A 19717-nucleotide genomic window follows, 5' to 3' on the forward strand; every position below is an offset into this window, starting at 1 on the left:
TATCTTTGTACTAATGAAATTTTTTAATTCCAGTACAAATTTTGAATCAGTTCTTAAAAAATACTTCTCTTTTAAGAACGAAACTCATTCTTTAGAACCGTTTGCCGAGTTTCTGGAGAGCGTTAAAAAGTCAGATTTTACGGATGTTCTGAATTTTCTAAGAAATAACCCGAATTTTGCCGAAAATTTTAAACATTACATCCATAATGTTTTTCAAGGAAGGCCCTTCAACCTTTCCCTGACCGAAGCCAATATTCTTTCAGAAAACGCTTTCTTTCCGGAACTTAAGAAAAGGATTCTTAATAAAATACTGCCACCCGTAGAAAACGAAAAAACGGTGTGGTACATGATTGACAATGTCAGCCTGAGACCCAAAAAAGATCTGGCCTACCTGAACAATCTTCCTGAAAATGAAGTTGATGAGTTTTTACACCTTCTGGGAGCTTCAGATTTTATCACCACACCCAATGTTAAAAAAGAACTGATCTTTTCGATGAGTATTCTTTCCTGGCGTGTTACAGGGATGGCTATGGAAGTGGAAGTGGTAAGAATGGCCCCGCAATACAGAAACCTGGATAATCCGTTTCTTGCTCTTCAGAACGAGTTGGAGGCACTTACCGAAGACCTTAAAAATGATCCTGAACTTCAGCTGCACTCCAAAGACAGCCGATACAAACAGATCAAGATCTATACAGAACACTGCCACGAATTTGTCAATATTGCTTTTAAAAATTCTGCCAAATACGGGATCTCCGGAAAAATCAACCAGTCGCTTCTCAAGATCCGTCAGCAAACGGAAAGGATCTATGAAATCGTACAGCTTCTTGTGATTGATAATGAACAGGATATTACCATAAAATCAAAACAGTTGATTTTTAACATCCTGAACTATAAATCCCATAAAAATAATATTGCAGACCTGATTAATGACAGTACCCGTCTGATCTCACATCTTATTACCAACCACACTGCAGAAACCGGTACCCATTACATCACCTCTACCCGTAAAGAGTATATGACGATGTTCTATAAAGCCAGTGGCGGTGGAATTATCGTAGGAGTACTCTGTGTTTTGAAAATGCTTTACGGCTATATTCCCGGAAGTGACTTTTCACATGCATTTTTATATTCCATGAACTATGCGATGGGGTTTGTGATGATCTATCTGATGGGCTTTACTCTGGCCACAAAGCAGCCCGCCATGACTGCGGCGACCATGACCAAAGTGTTATCCGAAGAAGGGAATAACAAGCGGAATAACACCGAATTTGCCCATCTTGTATCCAAGCTTTTCAGAAGTCAGTTCATTGCCTTTGTAGGAAATGTGCTGCTTTCGTTTCCGATTGCTCTGGCAATCATCTATGGTCTTGATGTATTTTTCTCACAGAATTTAGCCGTTGAAAGATCAGATAAATTATTAAAAGACCTTGATCCGTTTAAATCTAAAGCTATATTGCATGCCAGTATCGCGGGGTTCTACCTCTTTATTTCGGGGATTATTTCAGGAAATATAGGAAACAATTCTGTGTTCTATCAGATTCCGGAGAGGATTGCAAAAAACCTTTCGATCAGAAATTTCCTGGGTAAGAAATTCGCAAAAAAATTGTCTAAATATTATGCTAAAAACTGGCCGGGAATCGTTTCCAATTTCTGGTTTGGGGTATTTTTAGGGGCTACAGCACCTGTGGGACTTTTCTTCGGATTGGACCTTGATATCAGACACATTACGTTTGCTGCAGGAAACTTCGCCCTAGGCCTTTACGGGAAAGATTTTTCAGTAGATTCCTATACGTTCTGGATATCTTTCGTTACTGTTTTCCTCATAGGGTTCTTTAACTTCCTGGTAAGTTTCAGTTTATCCATGTTCCTGGCGTTCAGATCAAGAAAGATGAACTTTGGACAGGTAAGTGAGATCTACAAAGAAATTTTCAGGTATTTTGTAAAGCATCCATTCAAATTTTTCATTCCCCTGAGTTCAGGATTGGATAAAAAAGCAGATGATCTGATGAGCAGCACGATCACCAATAAACAGGAAGAACATTAAACTATCTTGACTACAATTTAATCTATATATTAACTCAAAATGCTCCCGAAAAGGAGCATTTTCATTTTTTTGAGGATACTCTGTAACGGAAAATGAAACGGCTGAAATGGAAATTTATACAATACGCAAGTCATTAAACTTATCCTCTCCGAATTTATCCTGAAACTTTTTAAGATAAAAGCTTTTACGCATCTGAAAATCATGTTTGAGCAGGGGAGAATCAATTTTGATCATGATGCATTGACCTTCAATATTGACGCTTCTGATCTCATTGAAAAGGCTTTCGTCAAGATAATCCTCAAGAAAATCTTTAATTTCAAAGGCAATCAGCTTATGTTCGAAGCCATAGATCCTCGCAAAAGATTTTACAAGTTCTGATGATTGAAATTCACGTTTTTTATTCCTTTTCATAAGTTTCGGGTTTCAAGTTTCGTGAAACAGATCTTGAGTTCTTACACTCAGGATTCACGTATTGTGTTTTAAACATCAAAAATAATGCTTTCCTCGTTGATTTTCTTCACCACACTTTCCGTACGTTCCCTGTGGGTATCTGTAATGAATATTTGTCCGAAATTTTCCTGATTAACCAATTCAATTAACTGTGAAACCCTAGTATCATCAAGCTTATCAAAAATATCATCCAATAGAAGGATGGGAGTCTTTTTTGTTAATTCTTTGACAAGACTCATCTGTGCCAGTTTTAACGAGATCAGGAAAGATTTCTGCTGTCCCTGTGAACCTATTTTCTTGATCAGAATGTGGTCCATTTCAAACAGAAGGTCATCTTTGTGAATACCTTTTGAAGTATAGGTTAGCATCCGGTCTCTGTCAAGACTTTCCGTTAAAAGGGTCTGAAAAGCTCTGTCAGGATCAGCAGAGTTGAAGCTTTCACTTAAATCAGACTGGTACTGTACTAAAACGGTTTCCTTTCCTCCTGAAATAATCCTGTAAAAATTCTGGACAATAGGCCCTAATTTCTCAACAAAATTCCTTCTTTTGATGAAAATACTGGTTCCAAACTTACTGATGGGAGCATCATAAATGTCCAGTGAATCTTTATCCCAGGTTCTGTTTTTAGCGAAATATTTTAGCAATGCATTTCTTTGCTGTACTGTTTTTTGATATTGTATCAGGTCAAAAAGATACTCCGAATCCGTCTGAGAAATCATAGAATCCAGAAACCTTCTCCGGCTTTCTCCCGAATCTGAAATCAGATTGGAATCATAGGGAGAGATCATCACACTCGGCAGATATCCGATGTGGTCTGCAAGGCGGTCATAGCTTTTGTCATTCTTTTTAATGATCTTTTTAGCTTCTTTGGGCTGGGAGATCTTAATGATATCTTCACTGTCCTCATTCTGAATTTCGGCATCAATGGTGAAAAAATCTTCCTCCCTTTTGATATTGTTAAAATCGGTATTGCCTAAAAAACTTTTTCCTACAGATAAATAATGCAGGGCATCGAGGATATTGGTCTTTCCGGCGCCGTTGTTTCCCACAAAACAGTTAATCTGCGGAGAGAATTCGAACTTCTTCTCCGAATGGTTTTTGAAATTGTAAAGGGAAAGCTTTTTGATAATCATTCGTCAAAAATACTCCAATATTAGCAAAAATAAAAAAGGAAGTGCAGAACACGTTTCTATCCAGAAAGAAAAATAAGTGTCATCTCTTTTATTTTCAGAGTAGTAGATAAGGATGTAGGTGATAATTCCTGAGAGAAAAAATGCTATACTGTATATCAGTTGCAGATAAAAAATAGCGATAAGCATACTGATAAAGACCAGTACATAGGCGATATACTTTGTATTCTGAATGCCGATCAGCTTTGGAAAAGTCTGTACCGTATCACTGTTCATATCCCGGATATCGAAAGGTAGAACGAGTGCTGTTATAAAAAAGAAACTGATCAGGAATATAGGAATGCTGAATTCCGGAAGCGTAAGCCAGCAGTTGACCAACGCCCAGACCAGTCCTACATAAAATACTTTCAGCAATGGAATCTTCCGGATATAAACATCAAGAAAAAAACTGTTGTACAAAAGCCCCAGAATCACAATAATAAACCATTTGAGAAGTCTTATCTCATTGTGATTATGAATGATCAGAAAAGCACAGATAACGCCGGCTGCTGCGTTCAGAACCAGTATTTTGAAAAAGTGCCTGGTATACTGATATTTAGTATAAATATAACCGCTGAAATAAGTGATGAATATTAACAGGATTGTAGGGAAACGGAATGTGTTTTGCTCTTTCATGAAAAATACTGCAAATAAAGTTCCCATAACGGAGACATAAATTTGGCTGTCAATGACAGTTTTTTTCAGTATTTTTAAGAAATTCATTTATCAAAAATAATACCTATGAAAAACATCTCCAAATATGTTCTGTTGTTTTTTACTTTTTTCAGTATATTTTTTTCAGCCCAGAACTTCTATGAGGAGCAATGGCTGAAAGTGGCAGAAGGCTATCGCAATGGAGAATTCAAATCAAGTCTTCCCATTATACTGGATATTCAGAAAAAAGCCATTAAAGAGAAGAATGCTACGGAGATCATCAAATCTTTAAAAGCTGAATTTGCGATCTATAAAGACACTCAGGATGATCCTAAAAATGATTATGCATCGGTTTTCTTTTCAAAGATTAGCAACACAGAAAAAGAGTTGAAAAAAAATGAGCTGCTTCTATTTAAAGTTCTGGAGATAGAGTTTTTCGAAGACTATTATGAACGAAAGAAATGGGAGATCCAGAAACGGACAGATGTTGATAAAGGAGAGGTTACGGAGATAGAATCCTGGACGAAACTTGATTTCAAAAATTACTATCTGAAGAAGTTTCAGGAGCTTTCAGCAATTGATAAAAAACTCAAAAAAATACGTCTTGAAAAATACAAAGATGCTTTTGATAAAGAAAGTGATTTCGATTTCTTTCCTACACTGTACGACTGGAAAGTTAAAAAAAATATAGAGTTTCTGAACAACAGCGATATATTGACAAAAAATGAACTGAAAGACAATCAGGCTGTTGTTCTGGCATTATACCAGAACCTTATCGATTTTAATACCAATAATTCTAAACTCTATTTTCAGCATCAGAAACTGGTTTATGAGAATCAGATCAAGAAAGACGATCAGTTTATTGAAAAGCTGATTGCTCTGGTAAACTCTCCGGTAAAAGGGGATTATAAAATATTAATTGTCAATAATTTGGCAGGCAGTCTTTTCAGGTCAAAACCTGTAGAAACGACTGATCTTATTGATAAAGTAAAAAGAGAATATCCCGGATCGAAGTTCCTGAGCAATATCACTTATCTGGAAAACCAGATCAAGACTCCTGTTGTACAGCTTTTTTACGAAGTTCACAACGAGCCGGAAAAACCGATTCAAATTGTAGCCCGGCACAAAAATGCTGATCAGTTCACCATAAAAATTTACACAATAAATGATTTCAAAAAACAGCTCCAGTATCTGAAAAATCTTGATTATATTGAATACTACAAAAAAATAGATAAAAAACTTTTCAGAACAGATGTTTTCAGTCTTCCCACTACAAAAGACTATAACGAGCATACCACAGCTCTGGAAATGAAGTCCCTGCCCAAGGGAATGTACATCTGTGAATATATCAATGGAGAAGATGTATCTAAATTCTTATTTTTTGTAACTTCTTCAAGAGTTATTTACAACGAAAACAAAGACTATATCCTGGTTTCAAGGGAAAACGGGAGGCTTATGCCTAATACAAGGCTCCTGAAATACGGTTTTGGAGATTATTCAAATGTAAATGAAACACAGCTGCTTATTCAGACGGATAATTTTGCAAGATTTCCATCTGAAAAGGCCCATTATCATTCCATACCTCCTTACCTGATTTATGATCCTGTGAATAATGATTTCAATATGATGGAGGGAGCTTATGAAGCCCGTTCCGAAGCTTATCCTTATCCACATACCCAGTTTTTTCTGGACAGAGAGATATTCAGACCCGGACAGACGGTCTATTTCAAGGCAGTGTCCACAATTCCCGATTTTGATAAAAAAAGAGATGATATCATCATTAATAATGAACAGGAAGTTACATTATATGATGCTAACAGTCAGGCAGTAAGCGCTAAAAAATTGAAAACCAATGCCTTTGGCTCGTATAGCGGAAGTTTTGTATTGCCGAAAGATAAGCTGAACGGGCAGTTCAGAATGCAGGTTTCCGGGATGTATAAAGGTTATCAGATCAATGATTCAAAATATTTCTCTGTAGAGGAATATAAGCGTCCGAAATTTGAGATCACCTTTGATACCATCAAAAAGGATTATAAATATGGCCAGACTATAGAGTTGAAGGGAAAAGTTCTTACATTTTCGGGAATTCCGTTAAGCAATACCAATGTCAGTTTTGAGCTGAAAAAAGAAAATATACGCCAGCGTTATTTCTGGTGGTATCCCGTTGATCAGTATAGCAATGAAAATTCTATCTTAGGAAAAGCAGAAACCAATGAAAAAGGTGAATTTATCATTAAAATTGATCTCAAGAAGGATGAAAATACGGAAGGAATACAGGTTCACAATTATAAAGTAAAAACATCAGCCACCGACATTAATGGTGAAACTCAATCAGCAGAAACCAATATCAAGGTAGCTTCAGTTTCACACTATCTCACAGCTGATGAAATAAAGGAAGCATCAGCAGACGACGAATTGAAAATCAATGTTAAATCTTTCAATTACAATGATATTCCTTTACAAAAGAATTATAACGTAAAACTGATTCAGCTCAGACAGCCAAAAAGGGTTCTGAGAAACAATTTTCAGAATAACATTCAGGATCTTCCAACAATGTCTAGGGAAGAATTTCTGACAAAATTCCCGCATGACAGATACGATAAGTCAGAAGACCGTAAAAACTGGGAGGTCCTGAAAACAGTTACAGAACGTTCACAGAATGATAAAGAACTGAGTCTTGGAAAACTGGAAGCCGGAGATTATAGGTTATTGGTTTATAATATTGAAGGAAAAGATACCATAAAGACACAACAGGATTTCAGCATTTGGGATAAAAACGGGTTGGGACCCAATCAGTTCCCTTTTCTTAAAATAACAGCTCCCAAAGAGACTGTAAAAAGAGGTTCTCAGGTGACTTTATATGCGTATTCCGCCATTCCGGATGCTGTAGTGAGTGTGTACTGGCAAGACGGGCAAGGGAATAAAAAACGTGAAGAGAAAAAGTTTACCAACGGGGTATTGGCTTATACTTTCCCGGTTTCTCAGGATAAAAATATTGTCAAATATAATATACAGTTTGTACTGGCTCACTACAATGATGTTCAGAATGAATTTGCGAATATCTATGTTAAAAATGAAGAAGATCCTTTAAAAATAGAACTTACTACCTTCAGAGATAAGGTAGAGCCCAATTCAAAAGAAAAATGGAGCATTAAAGTTTTGGGAAAAAACAAAGAAAAAGTAGTGGCAGAGGTGCTGGCTGCCATGTATGACAAATCTCTTGATAAATTTGCACCGAATAACTATAGGTTTGATAAATACTACATTCCGTACAGTGTGATCGAAGATTATGATGTAGATAACTTCTTTGAATCCCTGTATTGGTATAAGAGGGTTAATTATGTAGAAACTAAAAACGTCTACCTCCCACAGTTCAGATGGTTCGATGATAATGTCTTTTATAATCTGCTGGTTAAATACGGTATGACCACAGATATGGATGGCGATGGTATAGATGATGGACGTGATGCTTGTCCTACGGTTCCTGGGTTGGATACTTACAACGGCTGTCCGAAACCAAAAGCTATGACAGCAATGGAAGTAAGCAGTGACGGAGGCAGAAAAAAAGGGCGCTTTGAAAATGAAGAAGACAGCAGGCTTACAGATAAAAAAGAAAAGCAATCTGAAGAGAAAAAAGAAGACCTGGATGATGTGAAAGTCCGTAAGAACCTTAATGAGACAGCCTTTTTCTATCCCCAGTTGAGAACAGATCAAGAAGGCCGTGTGAGCTTTGAATTTACAACTCCTGAAGCACTCACCAAATGGAAGCTGATGTTCCTGGCCCATACCAAAGATGCAAGAAGTGCAGTTTTGGAAAAAGATATTGTTTCACAGAAAAAACTTTCCGTTAATCCAAACTATCCACGGTTTTTAAGAGAAGGGGATGAGCTGAATTTTCAGACCAGGATTTCAAATCTTACCGATGAGGCCATGGCTGGTGCCGCATCCTTACAGATCCTGAATGCGGAAACCAATGAAGATATTTCCTCGTTATTTGGGATCACATCATCTGTGCAGAATTTTAATGTTGGAGGAACAGGAAATTCCACGGTAAGCTGGAATATTAAAACACCTTTCCATAAAGTATATTCAATTATCATTAAAGTAGTGGCAAAGGCAGGAAGCCATTCCGATGGCGAGCAGATACCGGTTGCGGTGCTGTCAAACAGGATGTTGATTACCGATGCTGTTCCCCTTTTTGTAAAGGAAGGACAGACTAAAACATTTACATTGACTAATTTAAAGAACAGTACTTCCAGGACGGCTTCTAATTTCAGTAATACGCTGGAGCTGAAAACCAATCCGATCTGGGAAATTATTTTTGCACTTCCTGATCTGAGCCAGAATTTAAATATAAGCTCTGATGAAATATTCAATACCTGGTTTTCTGATGTGGTAGGAACTGAAATTTTCAAAGCCAATCCAAGAATGAAAGCGGTTTTTGATGAATACAAAACGGCTGATCTTCTGAAAAGCAATCTTGAAAAAAATCAGGAACTTAAACAGATTTTACTGGAAGAGACCCCATGGGTTCTACAGGCCAAATCCGAAACCGAAACCATGAATAATATTTCAAGGCTTTTCGAAGTGAATGCTATGAGAAATTCGATCAATAAAGATTGGAACCTGCTTAGGGAATATCAGAACAGAGACGGAGGCTTTCCGTGGCTTCCCGGTTATGAAAGTTCCTATACCTGCTCATTATACATCCTGAAAAATCTGGGCAAGATGAATGAATGGCTTAAAGACGGAATTTCTGAATACCAATCTGGCCAGAATGCGATGGTTTCATCCCTGATCAGTTTTGTAGACGGACAGTTGGAGAGATACTGGAAAGAAGAGGAGGACAATCCGTGGAGTAATTTTGCTTTAGATTATCTGGATGCAAGAAGATATTGGGAAAAAGAATATCCCATCAGTGGAAAAGGAGCGGGGCTCAAAAGCATGATCATTAGCCGTGCAGATAAATTCAAAGTAACAGATCTTACATTCTTCGGGGTTCACAGGGCTGCTCTTATTTATGACAGTTACGGGCTTCAAAATACCTCCAGAAAGCTGATTAATTATCTTAAAGAAACTTCTGTATCATCAGAAACCCAGGGCGCTTACTGGAAAAAGAACCTGAACGACTGGGGCTGGTATGAAAGCAAAGCCGTGAACCATGCAGGAGCCATAGAAGCTTTAAATAAAGTAGCTCCAAATGATGTTGATTTCATTGAAGAATCTAAAGTATGGTTGGCTACCCAAAAAGAAGTAAATTCATGGGGAAATTCCAGAACAACGGCAGAGATCATTTACATTATGATGAATTCAGGAAAATCATGGACTACACCGGAAGCAGATAAAGCAACTGTGACCTGGGGCGGAAAAGAAGTTTCGCCGCAGACCAAAACGACAGGCTACCTGAAGCAGGTAATCAAATCAGACCATATCAATCAGAGTCTGGCTGAGGTTACCGTTACAAAATCTGGTCCGGGAATTGCACAAGGTGGATTATTCTGGCAGTATTATGAAGATCTGGAGAATGTAAAATCTACAGAAACTTATCTTTCGATGAACAGGGAATATTATAAGAAAATAAAGACTGAAAATGGAGAGCAGCTGCTAAAGATTACAGAAAACAGTCCCTTGAAGGTAGGAGACAAGATAACCGTAAGGATGATCCTGAATACAGATCGTCCGATGCAGTATGTACACCTGAAAGATATGAGAGCAGCCGGCTTAGAACCAGTAGATGTACTGTCTGGCTATCAGTATAAAAATAATCTGGCTTATTACCAGGTCACAAAAGATGCCTCTACGAACTTCTTTATCTACTATATGCCAAAAGGGAAATACGTATTTGAGTATGACCTGGTATGTAATGCTTCAGGAAGCTTCTCGAGCGGTTTTGCAGTTCTGCAGAATTATTATGCCCCTCAGATGAATGCCAGAACAAAAGGAGACAAAATAGAAATAAGAAAATAACAATATATGAAAAATGTTAAACTCATAATGATACTTCTGTGTTTCGGCTTTTTTGCCCAAATGCATGCGCAGAAATACTACGACGACCAGTGGAAGAAAGTGACTGAAAATAGTGCGAAAGGCGCCTATAAATCTAATCTTCCCATCATTTTAGACATACAAAACCACGCCATGAAAGAAAATAATGCTATCCAGCTTATCCGTTCTCTGAAAGCGGAATTCAGTGTTGTAAACCTTACTGTAGATGACGATAAGAATGATGCTGCCTCCAAGTTTTTCACAAAGCTTAAAGATACTGATGCCCAATTGAAAGGCGAAGAGAAATTAATATATGCTGTTCTTCTGAACGGATTTTTTATGGATTATTATAATCAGAATTCATGGGAAATAGAAAGCAGAACCAATATCAATTCACAAGACTTGTCTCAGATTGAAACCTGGAGTAAACTGGATTTTAAAAACTATCTGAAGAAAAGCTACCAAGAACTTGATCAGCAGAAGCAGGATATGAAAAAAGTGTCTTTGACGAAGTACAAAGATGTTTTTACAGATATCAAGGATATTGCCTATTTCCCGACTTTGTTTGAATGGTATTCTGTCAAAAAAATCGGTTTTCTTTCCGAAAATGGTCTTTTCACAAAAAATGAACTCACCGAAAACAGAACGCAGATCACTGCTGCTTATGATGAACTGATTGCACAAAACAACGGAAATCCTAAGCTGTATTTCATGAAGGAAAAGCTGACAGAAAACTGTAATTACAATCAATGTAAAGACAAACTGGAACAGCTTCAGACCCTTTTGAAATCTGATGCAGAAGGAGATTACAAAGTGATCATCATGGAAGATATCATGAATGAGTTGATCGCGAAAAAGAAGGAGAAAGAAGCTTTGGCTGTTGCGGACCAGGCGAAAAAGCAGTGTCCAAAATCTCCATTCATTGAAAATATAAAAAATAAAGAAAATCAGATTACAAATCCGTTTCTAACCATTAAATATGAGCAGCAGACCCAGAATAATCTGCCGGTTCATTTTGTAGCGGACCATAAGAACGTAACAGAATTTTCACTGAATATTTATGAAGTAAAGGAAGATTTTACAGCATTGATGCAGTATGTGCAGAATTCTTACAACAATACCTTTGGAAAGGTGAAAAAAAATCTTGTAAGAAAAGAAACTTTCCAGCTTGGTGATTCCAAAGATTATCAGGTTCATAAAACTTCATTGGAAATCAAACCTCTGCCTTCAGGAGTCTATGTTGTTGAATATGCCGTGGCAGGATCTGAAGCAAAAAACAGCGATTCCAGACAGAATTTTTACTTCCTGGTTTCAGGAAACAGAGTGATCTATCAAACGAAAACAGACAGAAACCAGCTTTCCAATGCTCTGAAATTGGTTAACAGTGAGAACGGTAAACCCGCAGCCAATGAAAGCCTTACTTTCTATGAATTTGTTGCCAATAAAACTTTAAATAAAATTGACGGGAAAACCGATGCAAACGGTATTTTTAAATTCCCTTCCACAGACAGCAAAGAATACTACAGAACGTTCCTGATCCGTCAGCCAAAAACGAATGATTTTCAAATCATGCAGGTGTATGGCAACAGCGGGAATGCAGAAGACTATAATCCCAATAAACAGGCCCGTACACTCGCACAAATTTTTACAGACAGAGCTATCTACAGACCGGGACAAACTGTTTATTTCAAAGTAATCAATACAAAAATTGATAAAGAAGTTGAATCTGTAACTTCTGGTTTGAAACAGAAAATCACACTTCTTGATGCCAACAGCCAGGAAGTTTCTTCTCAGAACTTTTCAACGAATGAATTCGGTTCTTACCATGGAAGTTTTATCCTTCCGAAAGGTCAGCTGAACGGAGTTTTCTACTTAAGAACAGATGAAGGATCTCAGGGGTATAAAGACATCAGAGTGGAAGAATATAAGAGACCTAAGTTTGAAGTGACTTTTGATCCTGTAAAAGAAGAATACAAATACGGACAGATCATAGAGCTGAAAGGAAAAGCAATGATGTTCTCCGGAGTCGCTTTAAGCAATACCACCATTAATTATGAAATTAAAAAACATAACATCAGATGGAGATACTTCTGGTGGTATCCACGTGGTAACGACAATGAGAATTCAATCCTTGGCGAGGCTAAAACCAATGAAAAGGGAGAATTTACAATCCGACTTGAACTTAAAAAAGATGAAAAGCTGGAAGGAATTCAGATCGATAACTATGAGATCAGTGCTTCAGCAACGGATATCAACGGAGAAACACAGTCTGCCAACACCCAGTTGAAAGTGGCTTCAGTTTCCCATTATATTAAAGCTGACGGTATCAAGAATACATTCAGTGACGAAAATGTAAAACTGAAGGTAGAAACCCTGAATTATAACGAACAGAATCTTAAAAAATCATATAACGTTAAACTGTCAAAACTAGCGGTACCGAACAGAATTTTCAGAGATAATTTTACATCACAAGTTCAGGACCTTCCGAAATATTCCAAAGAAGAGTTCACCAGTAAATTCCCGCACGATCTGTTTGATAAAACTGAAGAGATCAAAAACTGGAAAGCAGAAAAATTAATTTCTGAAAAACTTCAGCAACCGGCTACGGAATTAGATTTAGGAAAACTGGAAGCGGGAGATTATCAGCTTGAATTGTATAACATCGAAGGAAAAGACACCATAAAATCTTCTCAGAATTTTAGTATCTGGGATAAAGGAGCTTTAAAACCTTCACAGAAAACCTTCCTTACGGTTATTGAACCTAAAAATGAATTTTCAAGAGGAGAGAAGGCTAAAGTGTATGTGTATTCGGCAGTTCCTGATGCACTTGTGAATGTATTTGTTCAGGACGGTTCAGGAAAAACAGTTTCTGAAGTACATCAGCTGAAAAAAGGAGTCCTGGAATATACCACAGACATCCCGAAAGACAAAGGGATCGCAGCTTTGAATATCCAGTTTCAGATTGCAGCTTTCAATGATGTGCAGACCCAGTCTGTGACTTTAAAAATAAAAGACACCGAGCAGCCTGTAAAAATTGAAACCGTAACCTTCAGAGATAAACTGGAACCGAACTCCAAAGAAAAGTGGACGGTAAAAGTTTCAGGAAGCGATAAAGAAAAAGTAAATGCTGAAGTACTGGCCAATATGTACGACATGTCACTGGATCAGTTTGCAGTGAATACATTCAGCTGGCAGAATTTATATACGCCATATTCCATTGTGACTTCTTATGATATCAGACAGTCTCTGTTGCAACAGTACTATCAGAAAAGGTTGAAATATTACAATGGAAAATATGTAGATGTACCGAATTTTAACTGGTTTGATGGTGGGATTTATCAAATGAGTAACGCAATTTATAGCACAGATGCGATGGTTGAGGGTGTGAAAAGTCCGGCTTATGCTCCTGCTCCTCCTAATGCACCTGTTGCAGCACAGGCTAAGATGGCCAGAAAAATGGAAGTAGCCTTAGGAGAATCGGAAGCGCAAGCCGATGCAGCAGGATCTTTAAACGAAATTGCAGTTGAAAAAGAAGACCTGGAAAAAGTTCCCGTACGTCAAAACCTGAATGAAACTGCATTTTTCTATCCTGATCTGAAAACAGATGCAGAAGGAAATGTAAGTTTTGAATTCACTTCTCCTGAAGCATTGACCAAATGGAAACTGATGTTCCTGGCTCACACCAAAGATGCCAGAGCAGCGGTATTGGAGAAACAGGTAGTAACGCAGAAAGAATTCTCTGTAACACCAAACTATCCAAGATTCCTAAGAGAAGGCGATGAACTGAATCTTCAGTCAAAACTGTCCAATCTTACTGATAAAAAATTAAGCGGTTCCGCAGAACTTCAGATTCTTGATGCCTTTACGAATGAAAATATCACTTCTCAATTCGGGATCAGTGCAGGAACGCAGAATTTTAATTTAAATGAAAAAGGAAATAGTGCATTAACCTGGAAATTGAAAGTTCCGAATAATGTCTCTTCCATTATATTAAAAGTAATAGCGAAAGCAGGAGCTTATTCAGACGGCGAACAGCAGGCAGTGGCTGTACTTCCGAACAGAATGCTCGTAACGGATGCTGTACCGATATTTGTGAAAGAAGGTGAAACAAAAACATTTGTTTTAGATAATCTTAAAAATACAACCTCTACGACGATCTCCAATGTTTCCAATACCCTGGAACTGACCACAAATCCGATCTGGGAAATTATGTTTGCATTACCAAGCCTGAAAAACGATCAGAACAGTTCTGCTGATGTAATCTTTAACAAATGGTTTGCAGATGTACTGGCTTCTGAGATATTCAAGGCCAATCCAAAAATGAAGACCGTTTTTGAAGAATATCAGAACAAAGGATTACTGAATTCAAATCTTGAAAAAAATCAGGAATTGAAACAGTTATTATTGGAAGAAACGCCTTGGGTACTGGAAAGTAAAAATGAAGGCGAGCAGATGCAGAAACTTGCTCTTTTGTTTGATGCCAATACCATGAGAAATTCAATTAATCAGGACTGGAGTGATCTTAAGAAGCTTCAGAACCCGGACGGAGGATTCTCTTGGTACCCAGGATATCCAAGTTCTTACGGAACATCACTATATATCCTTAAAAATTTAGGGAAAATCAATACATGGTTAAAAGATAGTGCGAAAGATTATCAAAGTTCAGGTCAGAAAGAACTGGTAACCCAATTAGTTCAGTATGTAGACAATGAGATTGATAAATACTGGGATGTGAAAAAGGATAATATCTGGACCAACTGGACCATGGATTATCTTGACACCCGAAACTATTGGGAAAAGCAATATCCTTTAAAAGGAAAAGGAGCCTCATTAAAAACATTGGTAAAACAGAAAGCAAAGACAGCGAAAATCACAGAGTTCACGTTCTTCGGACTTCACCGTGCTGCTTTACTGATGAATGATTATGGCTTAAAAGACGTTTCAGATAAATTAATGAACTACCTGAAAGAAACATCTACCGATACAAAAACTCAGGGCGTTTACTGGAAACAGAACCTGAACGACTGGGGATGGTTCGGATCTAAAGTCGTCAATCAGGCCGGTGCTTTGGAAGCATTCAATAAACTGAAATCTAACGATCAGAAATTCATTGAAGACATGAAGATCTGGCTGATTACCCAGAAAGAAGTGAATTCATGGGGAAGTTCAAGAGGAACCTCAGAAGTGATCTTTACGATCTTAAATTCAGGAAAATCATGGACAAGTGCTGAAAGCGACAAAGCAACCATCGTTTGGGGTGGAAAAGAATTAGTTCCGCAGACGCAGGCTACAGGTTATGTGAAATCAACCGTGAAAACGGATGCAGTAGACAAAAACTTAGGAACAGTTACTGTAACCAAGCCAGGTCCTGGTATTGCGCAGGGAGGATTGTTCTGGCAGTATTATGAGGACTTAGATAAAATAAAGTCTTCTGAAAACTACATCTCCATTACCAAAGAACTTTACAAAAAAGTAAAAACAGTAAACGGCGAAGAACTTCAGAAAATTTCATCGGATACTCCTTTAAAAGTAGGCGATAAAGTAACCGTAAGAATGATCCTGAATACAGACAGAGCAATGGAATTTATTCATATTAAAGATATGCGTGCAGCAGGATTTGAACCTATAGATGTATTGTCCGGTTACCAGTGGAAAAACAGCTTAGGCTATTATCAGTCTACCAAAGATGCTTCCACGAATTTCTACATCCAGTACATGCCGAAAGGAAAATACGTCTTTGAATATGACCTTGTCTCCAATGCGGCCGGTAAGTTCTCCAACGGGATCACTACGATGCAGAATTACTATGCACCGCAGATGAATGCCCATACAAAAGGAAGCAATGTTCAGATTTTGGAATGATTTTTGGCTATAGGGAACTAGTAAAATTTTTAAAATAAAATAAGATGAGATTTTCAAAAACTTTAATGACGGGACTGATCATGTTGGCAGGTGTAAATGCTTTCGCACAAAAGAAGGCAGAAAAGTTTGAGAAGCTGGAGATTGAAATGTTCCCAAAAGCTAAAGACGGATTTAAGCAGGTATACATTCAGCTGCCTGTTGCAAAAAATGAAAGCGATTTAAAAGTCGAGTTTTTTGTAGGAGCAGAAAAACTGGTGGACTGCAACAAATACTTTTTAATGGGGAATGTAAAAACTCAGGATCTTCAGGGCTGGGGCTACAACTATTATGAAGTAGAATCCAACGGTGAAGCGGGAGGAACATTAATGGCTTGTCTGGATCAAAAGAAAACCAAAAAGTTCATAACCCTTCAACCGGAGATCGTAAGATACAACAGCAAGCTTCCTTTGGTATTTTATGTACCGAAAGATCTTGAAGTTCGTTACAGAATTTTGCGTCCTGATGCTAAAATGAAGTCAGCGGTTCAGAGATAAACTGAATGATCTTTACATAACAAACTCCTCACATTTTGTGGGGAGTTTTTGTTTGTCATAAACGGGATGCTCTGAGGTTTAGGGAATGTTCTTGTCACGGATCACACGGATTTTTCTACTGAATTTTGAGCAGTTACAGATCTGGCAGTATAAGAATCAGCTTAAAGAATTATCTATTTCCCTCAACTATTATCTGTGGGAACTAAATAATATCAATGAAATTTTTTTCAGGAATTACAAAGTCTTTTTGAAAGCTTTGAACCATTAAGATGTGTGAAGCTTTTAAGAATATTAAGATTAGCTCTGCTTTAAAAACCATGCTAAAAAAATCTTTAGATTTTCTCTTAACTATTCTTACCTCCTTTACTCATCTTAATGGTTCAAAAAAAAAATTAAAAAGTTAGAAATTGATTAAGCAGGAATCATAGAGGAAGACCCTCATGAATAAAAGAAAATTTATTTTTTTTCAATTAAAACAGATTTCAAATTAAAGTTAAACGGATCTCCTATTCTTATCGTGATTAATACATTAAAACTAAACACTTTTTAAACTTACTTTAAATTCACCATATTGGCGAGTTATCTTTGTGGATTTAACAAATTTTTGCATTATATTTGTTATAAACATAAACCATGAAAAACAATTTATTGATTTTTACGTTTAGTTTTTTGACTTTCCCTACTTTTTGTTGGGCACAGTCTGCGCCGGACTTTAAGGAACTTTTAGACAGTGCCATGGTCCGGGATTCTGATCTCAAAATGCAGATGACCCAAAACAAACTCACAGATCTTGACGGACACAAACTGAAAGACATCTTTCTTCCTACGCTGGAAGTAAGCGGACAGGTCGGATATCTAAATGCCACGACAAGACTTACATCACCGGAAATTAATCTGGCGCCTTTTATCAATATTCCTGAAGGAAGTTTTAACAATAATCTCAATGTTTCCGGTTTTTCAGGAATTGCTAAAGCAGATGCTAAAATGCTCCTCTACTCAGGCGGAAAGGTGAAGTACCTGAAAAAAGCCATCGAAGAAAAGAAAATTTCCGAAGATATTCTCCTTGAAAAAACAAAAGATGACGTCGTTGCCAATATTTCCAAAGCTTATGACCAGTTGGCCCTGATTCATCAGTCTAAAAAAGTTCTGGATGAAAGTAAAAAAAGACTGGACATCAACCGGAAAACAGCCGATAAAGCCTTAGGGTATGGCCTGATCACACCATATGACCACAAAAAAATAGAGCTGGCACAAGCTACACTGAATGCCAAAATGGTAGAGTATGAGGGCAAAAAAGAACTTCTTCTCACTCAGTTGTATATTCTGACCGGAATCAATAAAGAACGGCTCAGAATGATCGATCCGGTACTTTCTCCTGTAGAAATTTTATCTTCTGAAAAAGGAATCGAAGAAAGAGCTGAAGTCCGTGCCCTGGAACATGGTATAACCGCAGCAGACTATAAAATAAAAGCAGAAAGAACATGGATGATCCCTAAAGTACAGCTGATGGCATCCGCTTATTATATCGGACTCTACGGAAGTCGTGTCAAAACTTCCGAAAATGTTATTCCTGCAGTTCCTGCTTTAGGTTATGAAGGTGCCAAACTGGACTGGAGACCTACCAATGTTAATATTCTTCCCTTATTAACGGCTGGTGTCGGTTTTAAATGGGAGATCTTTGACGGAAAAGAGGGAAAACATGCAGAAGAAACCGCAAAAGTAGGAAAGGAGGTTCTTCAGAACAAAAAAGAAGATGCCTTAAAGAAATTGACGCTTAATCTGGCAAATAATCAGACGAATTATGATATCGCAACCGCTCAGATTACTTTAAAAGCCAAAGAAAAAGAACTAGCCAAAAATGCTCTGGTTCAGGCGGAAAAAGAATTCAGATATGGCATGAGCAAATCTTCACAACTTATTGATGCTGAAAATGACCTAGAAGTTGTGGAGCTCGAATACCAGAATGCTCTATTTAACCAGAGAAGAGCCGGAATAGAACTGATGAGATCGACTCAGGAACTTGATATTACCAAACTTTATTAATCCCTTACCATTAAAATGATGCATAAAAATATATTCATAGTCTTTGCTGTTCTTTTTCTAGTAGGGAGCTGCAGTGAAAAAAAGAAAAATCTTAATGATTCAGAAGGCAAAACCAAGAAGGATGTCATTTCCTTTGCACCCAAGGTTACCGGAAGAATTCTGAAAATATACGTAACTGAAGGTCAGACCGTAAAAAAAGGAGATACACTGGCATTGCTTGATGTTCCGGAAGTGTCTGCAAAAATAGCTCAGGCCCAGGGTGCAGTAAGTGCTGCAACAGCCCAGGAGCAGATGGCAAAAAACGGAGCTACGGCAGACCAGCTGAGACAGCTTCAGGCTAAATACAAAGGTTTGAAAGAACAATATGAATTTGCCCAGAAATCCTTTAAAAGAGCCAATAATATGTACCGCGACAGTTTGATGTCTCCACAGGCACACGACGAGGTGTATGCAAAACTTCAGGGAGCAAAAGCCCAATATGATGCGGTAGTCGCTGAGCTGGATGATGTACAGAGAGGAACCCGCTTCGAAAAGGTAGAAATGGCGGCAGGACAGGCTTCCCAGGCTAAGGGCGCTCTTCAGGAAGCCAATGTAGCCTACTCCGAAAGATATATTATTGCCACCAATGATATGGAAATAGAAACCATCAGCCTGAATACAGGAGAGCTTGCTACGGCTGGTTTTGCTCTGTTCAACGGGTATATTCCCGAGAGTACCTACTTCAGGTTCACAGTGCCTGAAAGTGCTATTTCTAAATATAAAAAAGGGCAGAAGGTCAATATGCAGGTGGTGTATAATAAAGAAACGCTGACCGGTATAGTTGTTTACATCAAGCAGCTTACCAGATATGCAGACATCACAACCGCTTATCCTGATTACCAGTTGCAGGATGCCGTCTATGAGATCAAAGTGAAACCAACAGACATGAGTAAGGCTAAAAGTATATTGGTGAATGCTAACGTTATCCTGAAATAATT

At 37.8% G+C, this 19717-nt stretch carries 9 protein-coding genes; 6 read left to right on the top strand and 3 right to left on the bottom strand.

Annotated features, from left to right (window positions below):
• The first annotated feature begins 13 nt into the window (after nt 1-13).
• Nucleotides 14-2044 (top strand): site-specific recombinase, encoded by a 2031-nt coding sequence (locus NZD88_RS01775; protein ID WP_259826946.1) that lies wholly within the window; start codon nt 14-16, stop codon nt 2042-2044.
• 114 nt (nt 2045-2158) lie between these two features.
• Here NZD88_RS01775 and NZD88_RS01780 read toward each other — a convergent pair whose 3' ends face one another.
• The 3 genes from NZD88_RS01780 to NZD88_RS01790 form a co-directional block, all read right to left on the bottom strand.
• The gene (locus tag NZD88_RS01780; RefSeq protein ID WP_259826950.1) at nt 2159-2455 is read right to left on the bottom strand and encodes a hypothetical protein; all 297 of its coding nucleotides are present in this window, start codon (nt 2453-2455) and stop codon (nt 2159-2161) included.
• 68 nt (nt 2456-2523) lie between these two features.
• Nucleotides 2524-3627 carry a DNA replication/repair protein RecF gene (gene recF, locus NZD88_RS01785; RefSeq protein WP_259826952.1) on the bottom strand — a complete coding sequence of 368 codons (1104 nt, stop codon included), beginning with the start codon at nt 3625-3627 and terminating at the stop codon, nt 2524-2526.
• Between the two features lie 3 nt (nt 3628-3630).
• On the bottom strand, nt 3631-4326 hold the full coding sequence (locus NZD88_RS01790) for a UbiA prenyltransferase family protein (protein WP_341482997.1): 696 nt from the start codon (nt 4324-4326) through the stop codon (nt 3631-3633).
• A 78-nt stretch (nt 4327-4404) separates the two neighbouring features.
• Here NZD88_RS01790 and NZD88_RS01795 point away from each other — a divergent pair, with 78 nt between their 5' ends.
• The 5 genes from NZD88_RS01795 (at nt 4405) to NZD88_RS01815 (ending at nt 19715) form a co-directional block, all read left to right on the top strand.
• The gene (locus NZD88_RS01795) at nt 4405-10284 is read left to right on the top strand and encodes an alpha-2-macroglobulin family protein (protein WP_259826955.1); all 5880 of its coding nucleotides are present in this window, start codon (nt 4405-4407) and stop codon (nt 10282-10284) included.
• A gap of 6 nt (nt 10285-10290) precedes the next feature.
• The gene (locus tag NZD88_RS01800; protein ID WP_259826957.1) at nt 10291-16164 is read left to right on the top strand and encodes an alpha-2-macroglobulin family protein; all 5874 of its coding nucleotides are present in this window, start codon (nt 10291-10293) and stop codon (nt 16162-16164) included.
• A 44-nt stretch (nt 16165-16208) separates the two neighbouring features.
• Nucleotides 16209-16697, top strand: a complete 489-nt coding sequence (eco, locus tag NZD88_RS01805) for a serine protease inhibitor ecotin (RefSeq protein ID WP_259826961.1) — start codon at nt 16209-16211, stop codon at nt 16695-16697.
• A 633-nt stretch (nt 16698-17330) separates the two neighbouring features.
• On the top strand, nt 17331-18740 hold the full coding sequence (locus tag NZD88_RS01810) for a TolC family protein (RefSeq protein WP_259826963.1): 1410 nt from the start codon (nt 17331-17333) through the stop codon (nt 18738-18740).
• Nucleotides 18741-18758: 18 nt separating this feature from the next.
• Nucleotides 18759-19715, top strand: coding sequence for an HlyD family secretion protein (locus NZD88_RS01815; RefSeq protein WP_259826965.1), 957 nt, complete (start codon nt 18759-18761; stop codon nt 19713-19715).
• Nucleotides 19716-19717: the final 2 nt, after the last annotated feature.

The sequence above is a fragment of the Chryseobacterium pyrolae genome (genome assembly GCF_025153485.1).
In the GTDB taxonomy this organism is placed as follows: domain Bacteria; phylum Bacteroidota; class Bacteroidia; order Flavobacteriales; family Weeksellaceae; genus Chryseobacterium; species Chryseobacterium antibioticum.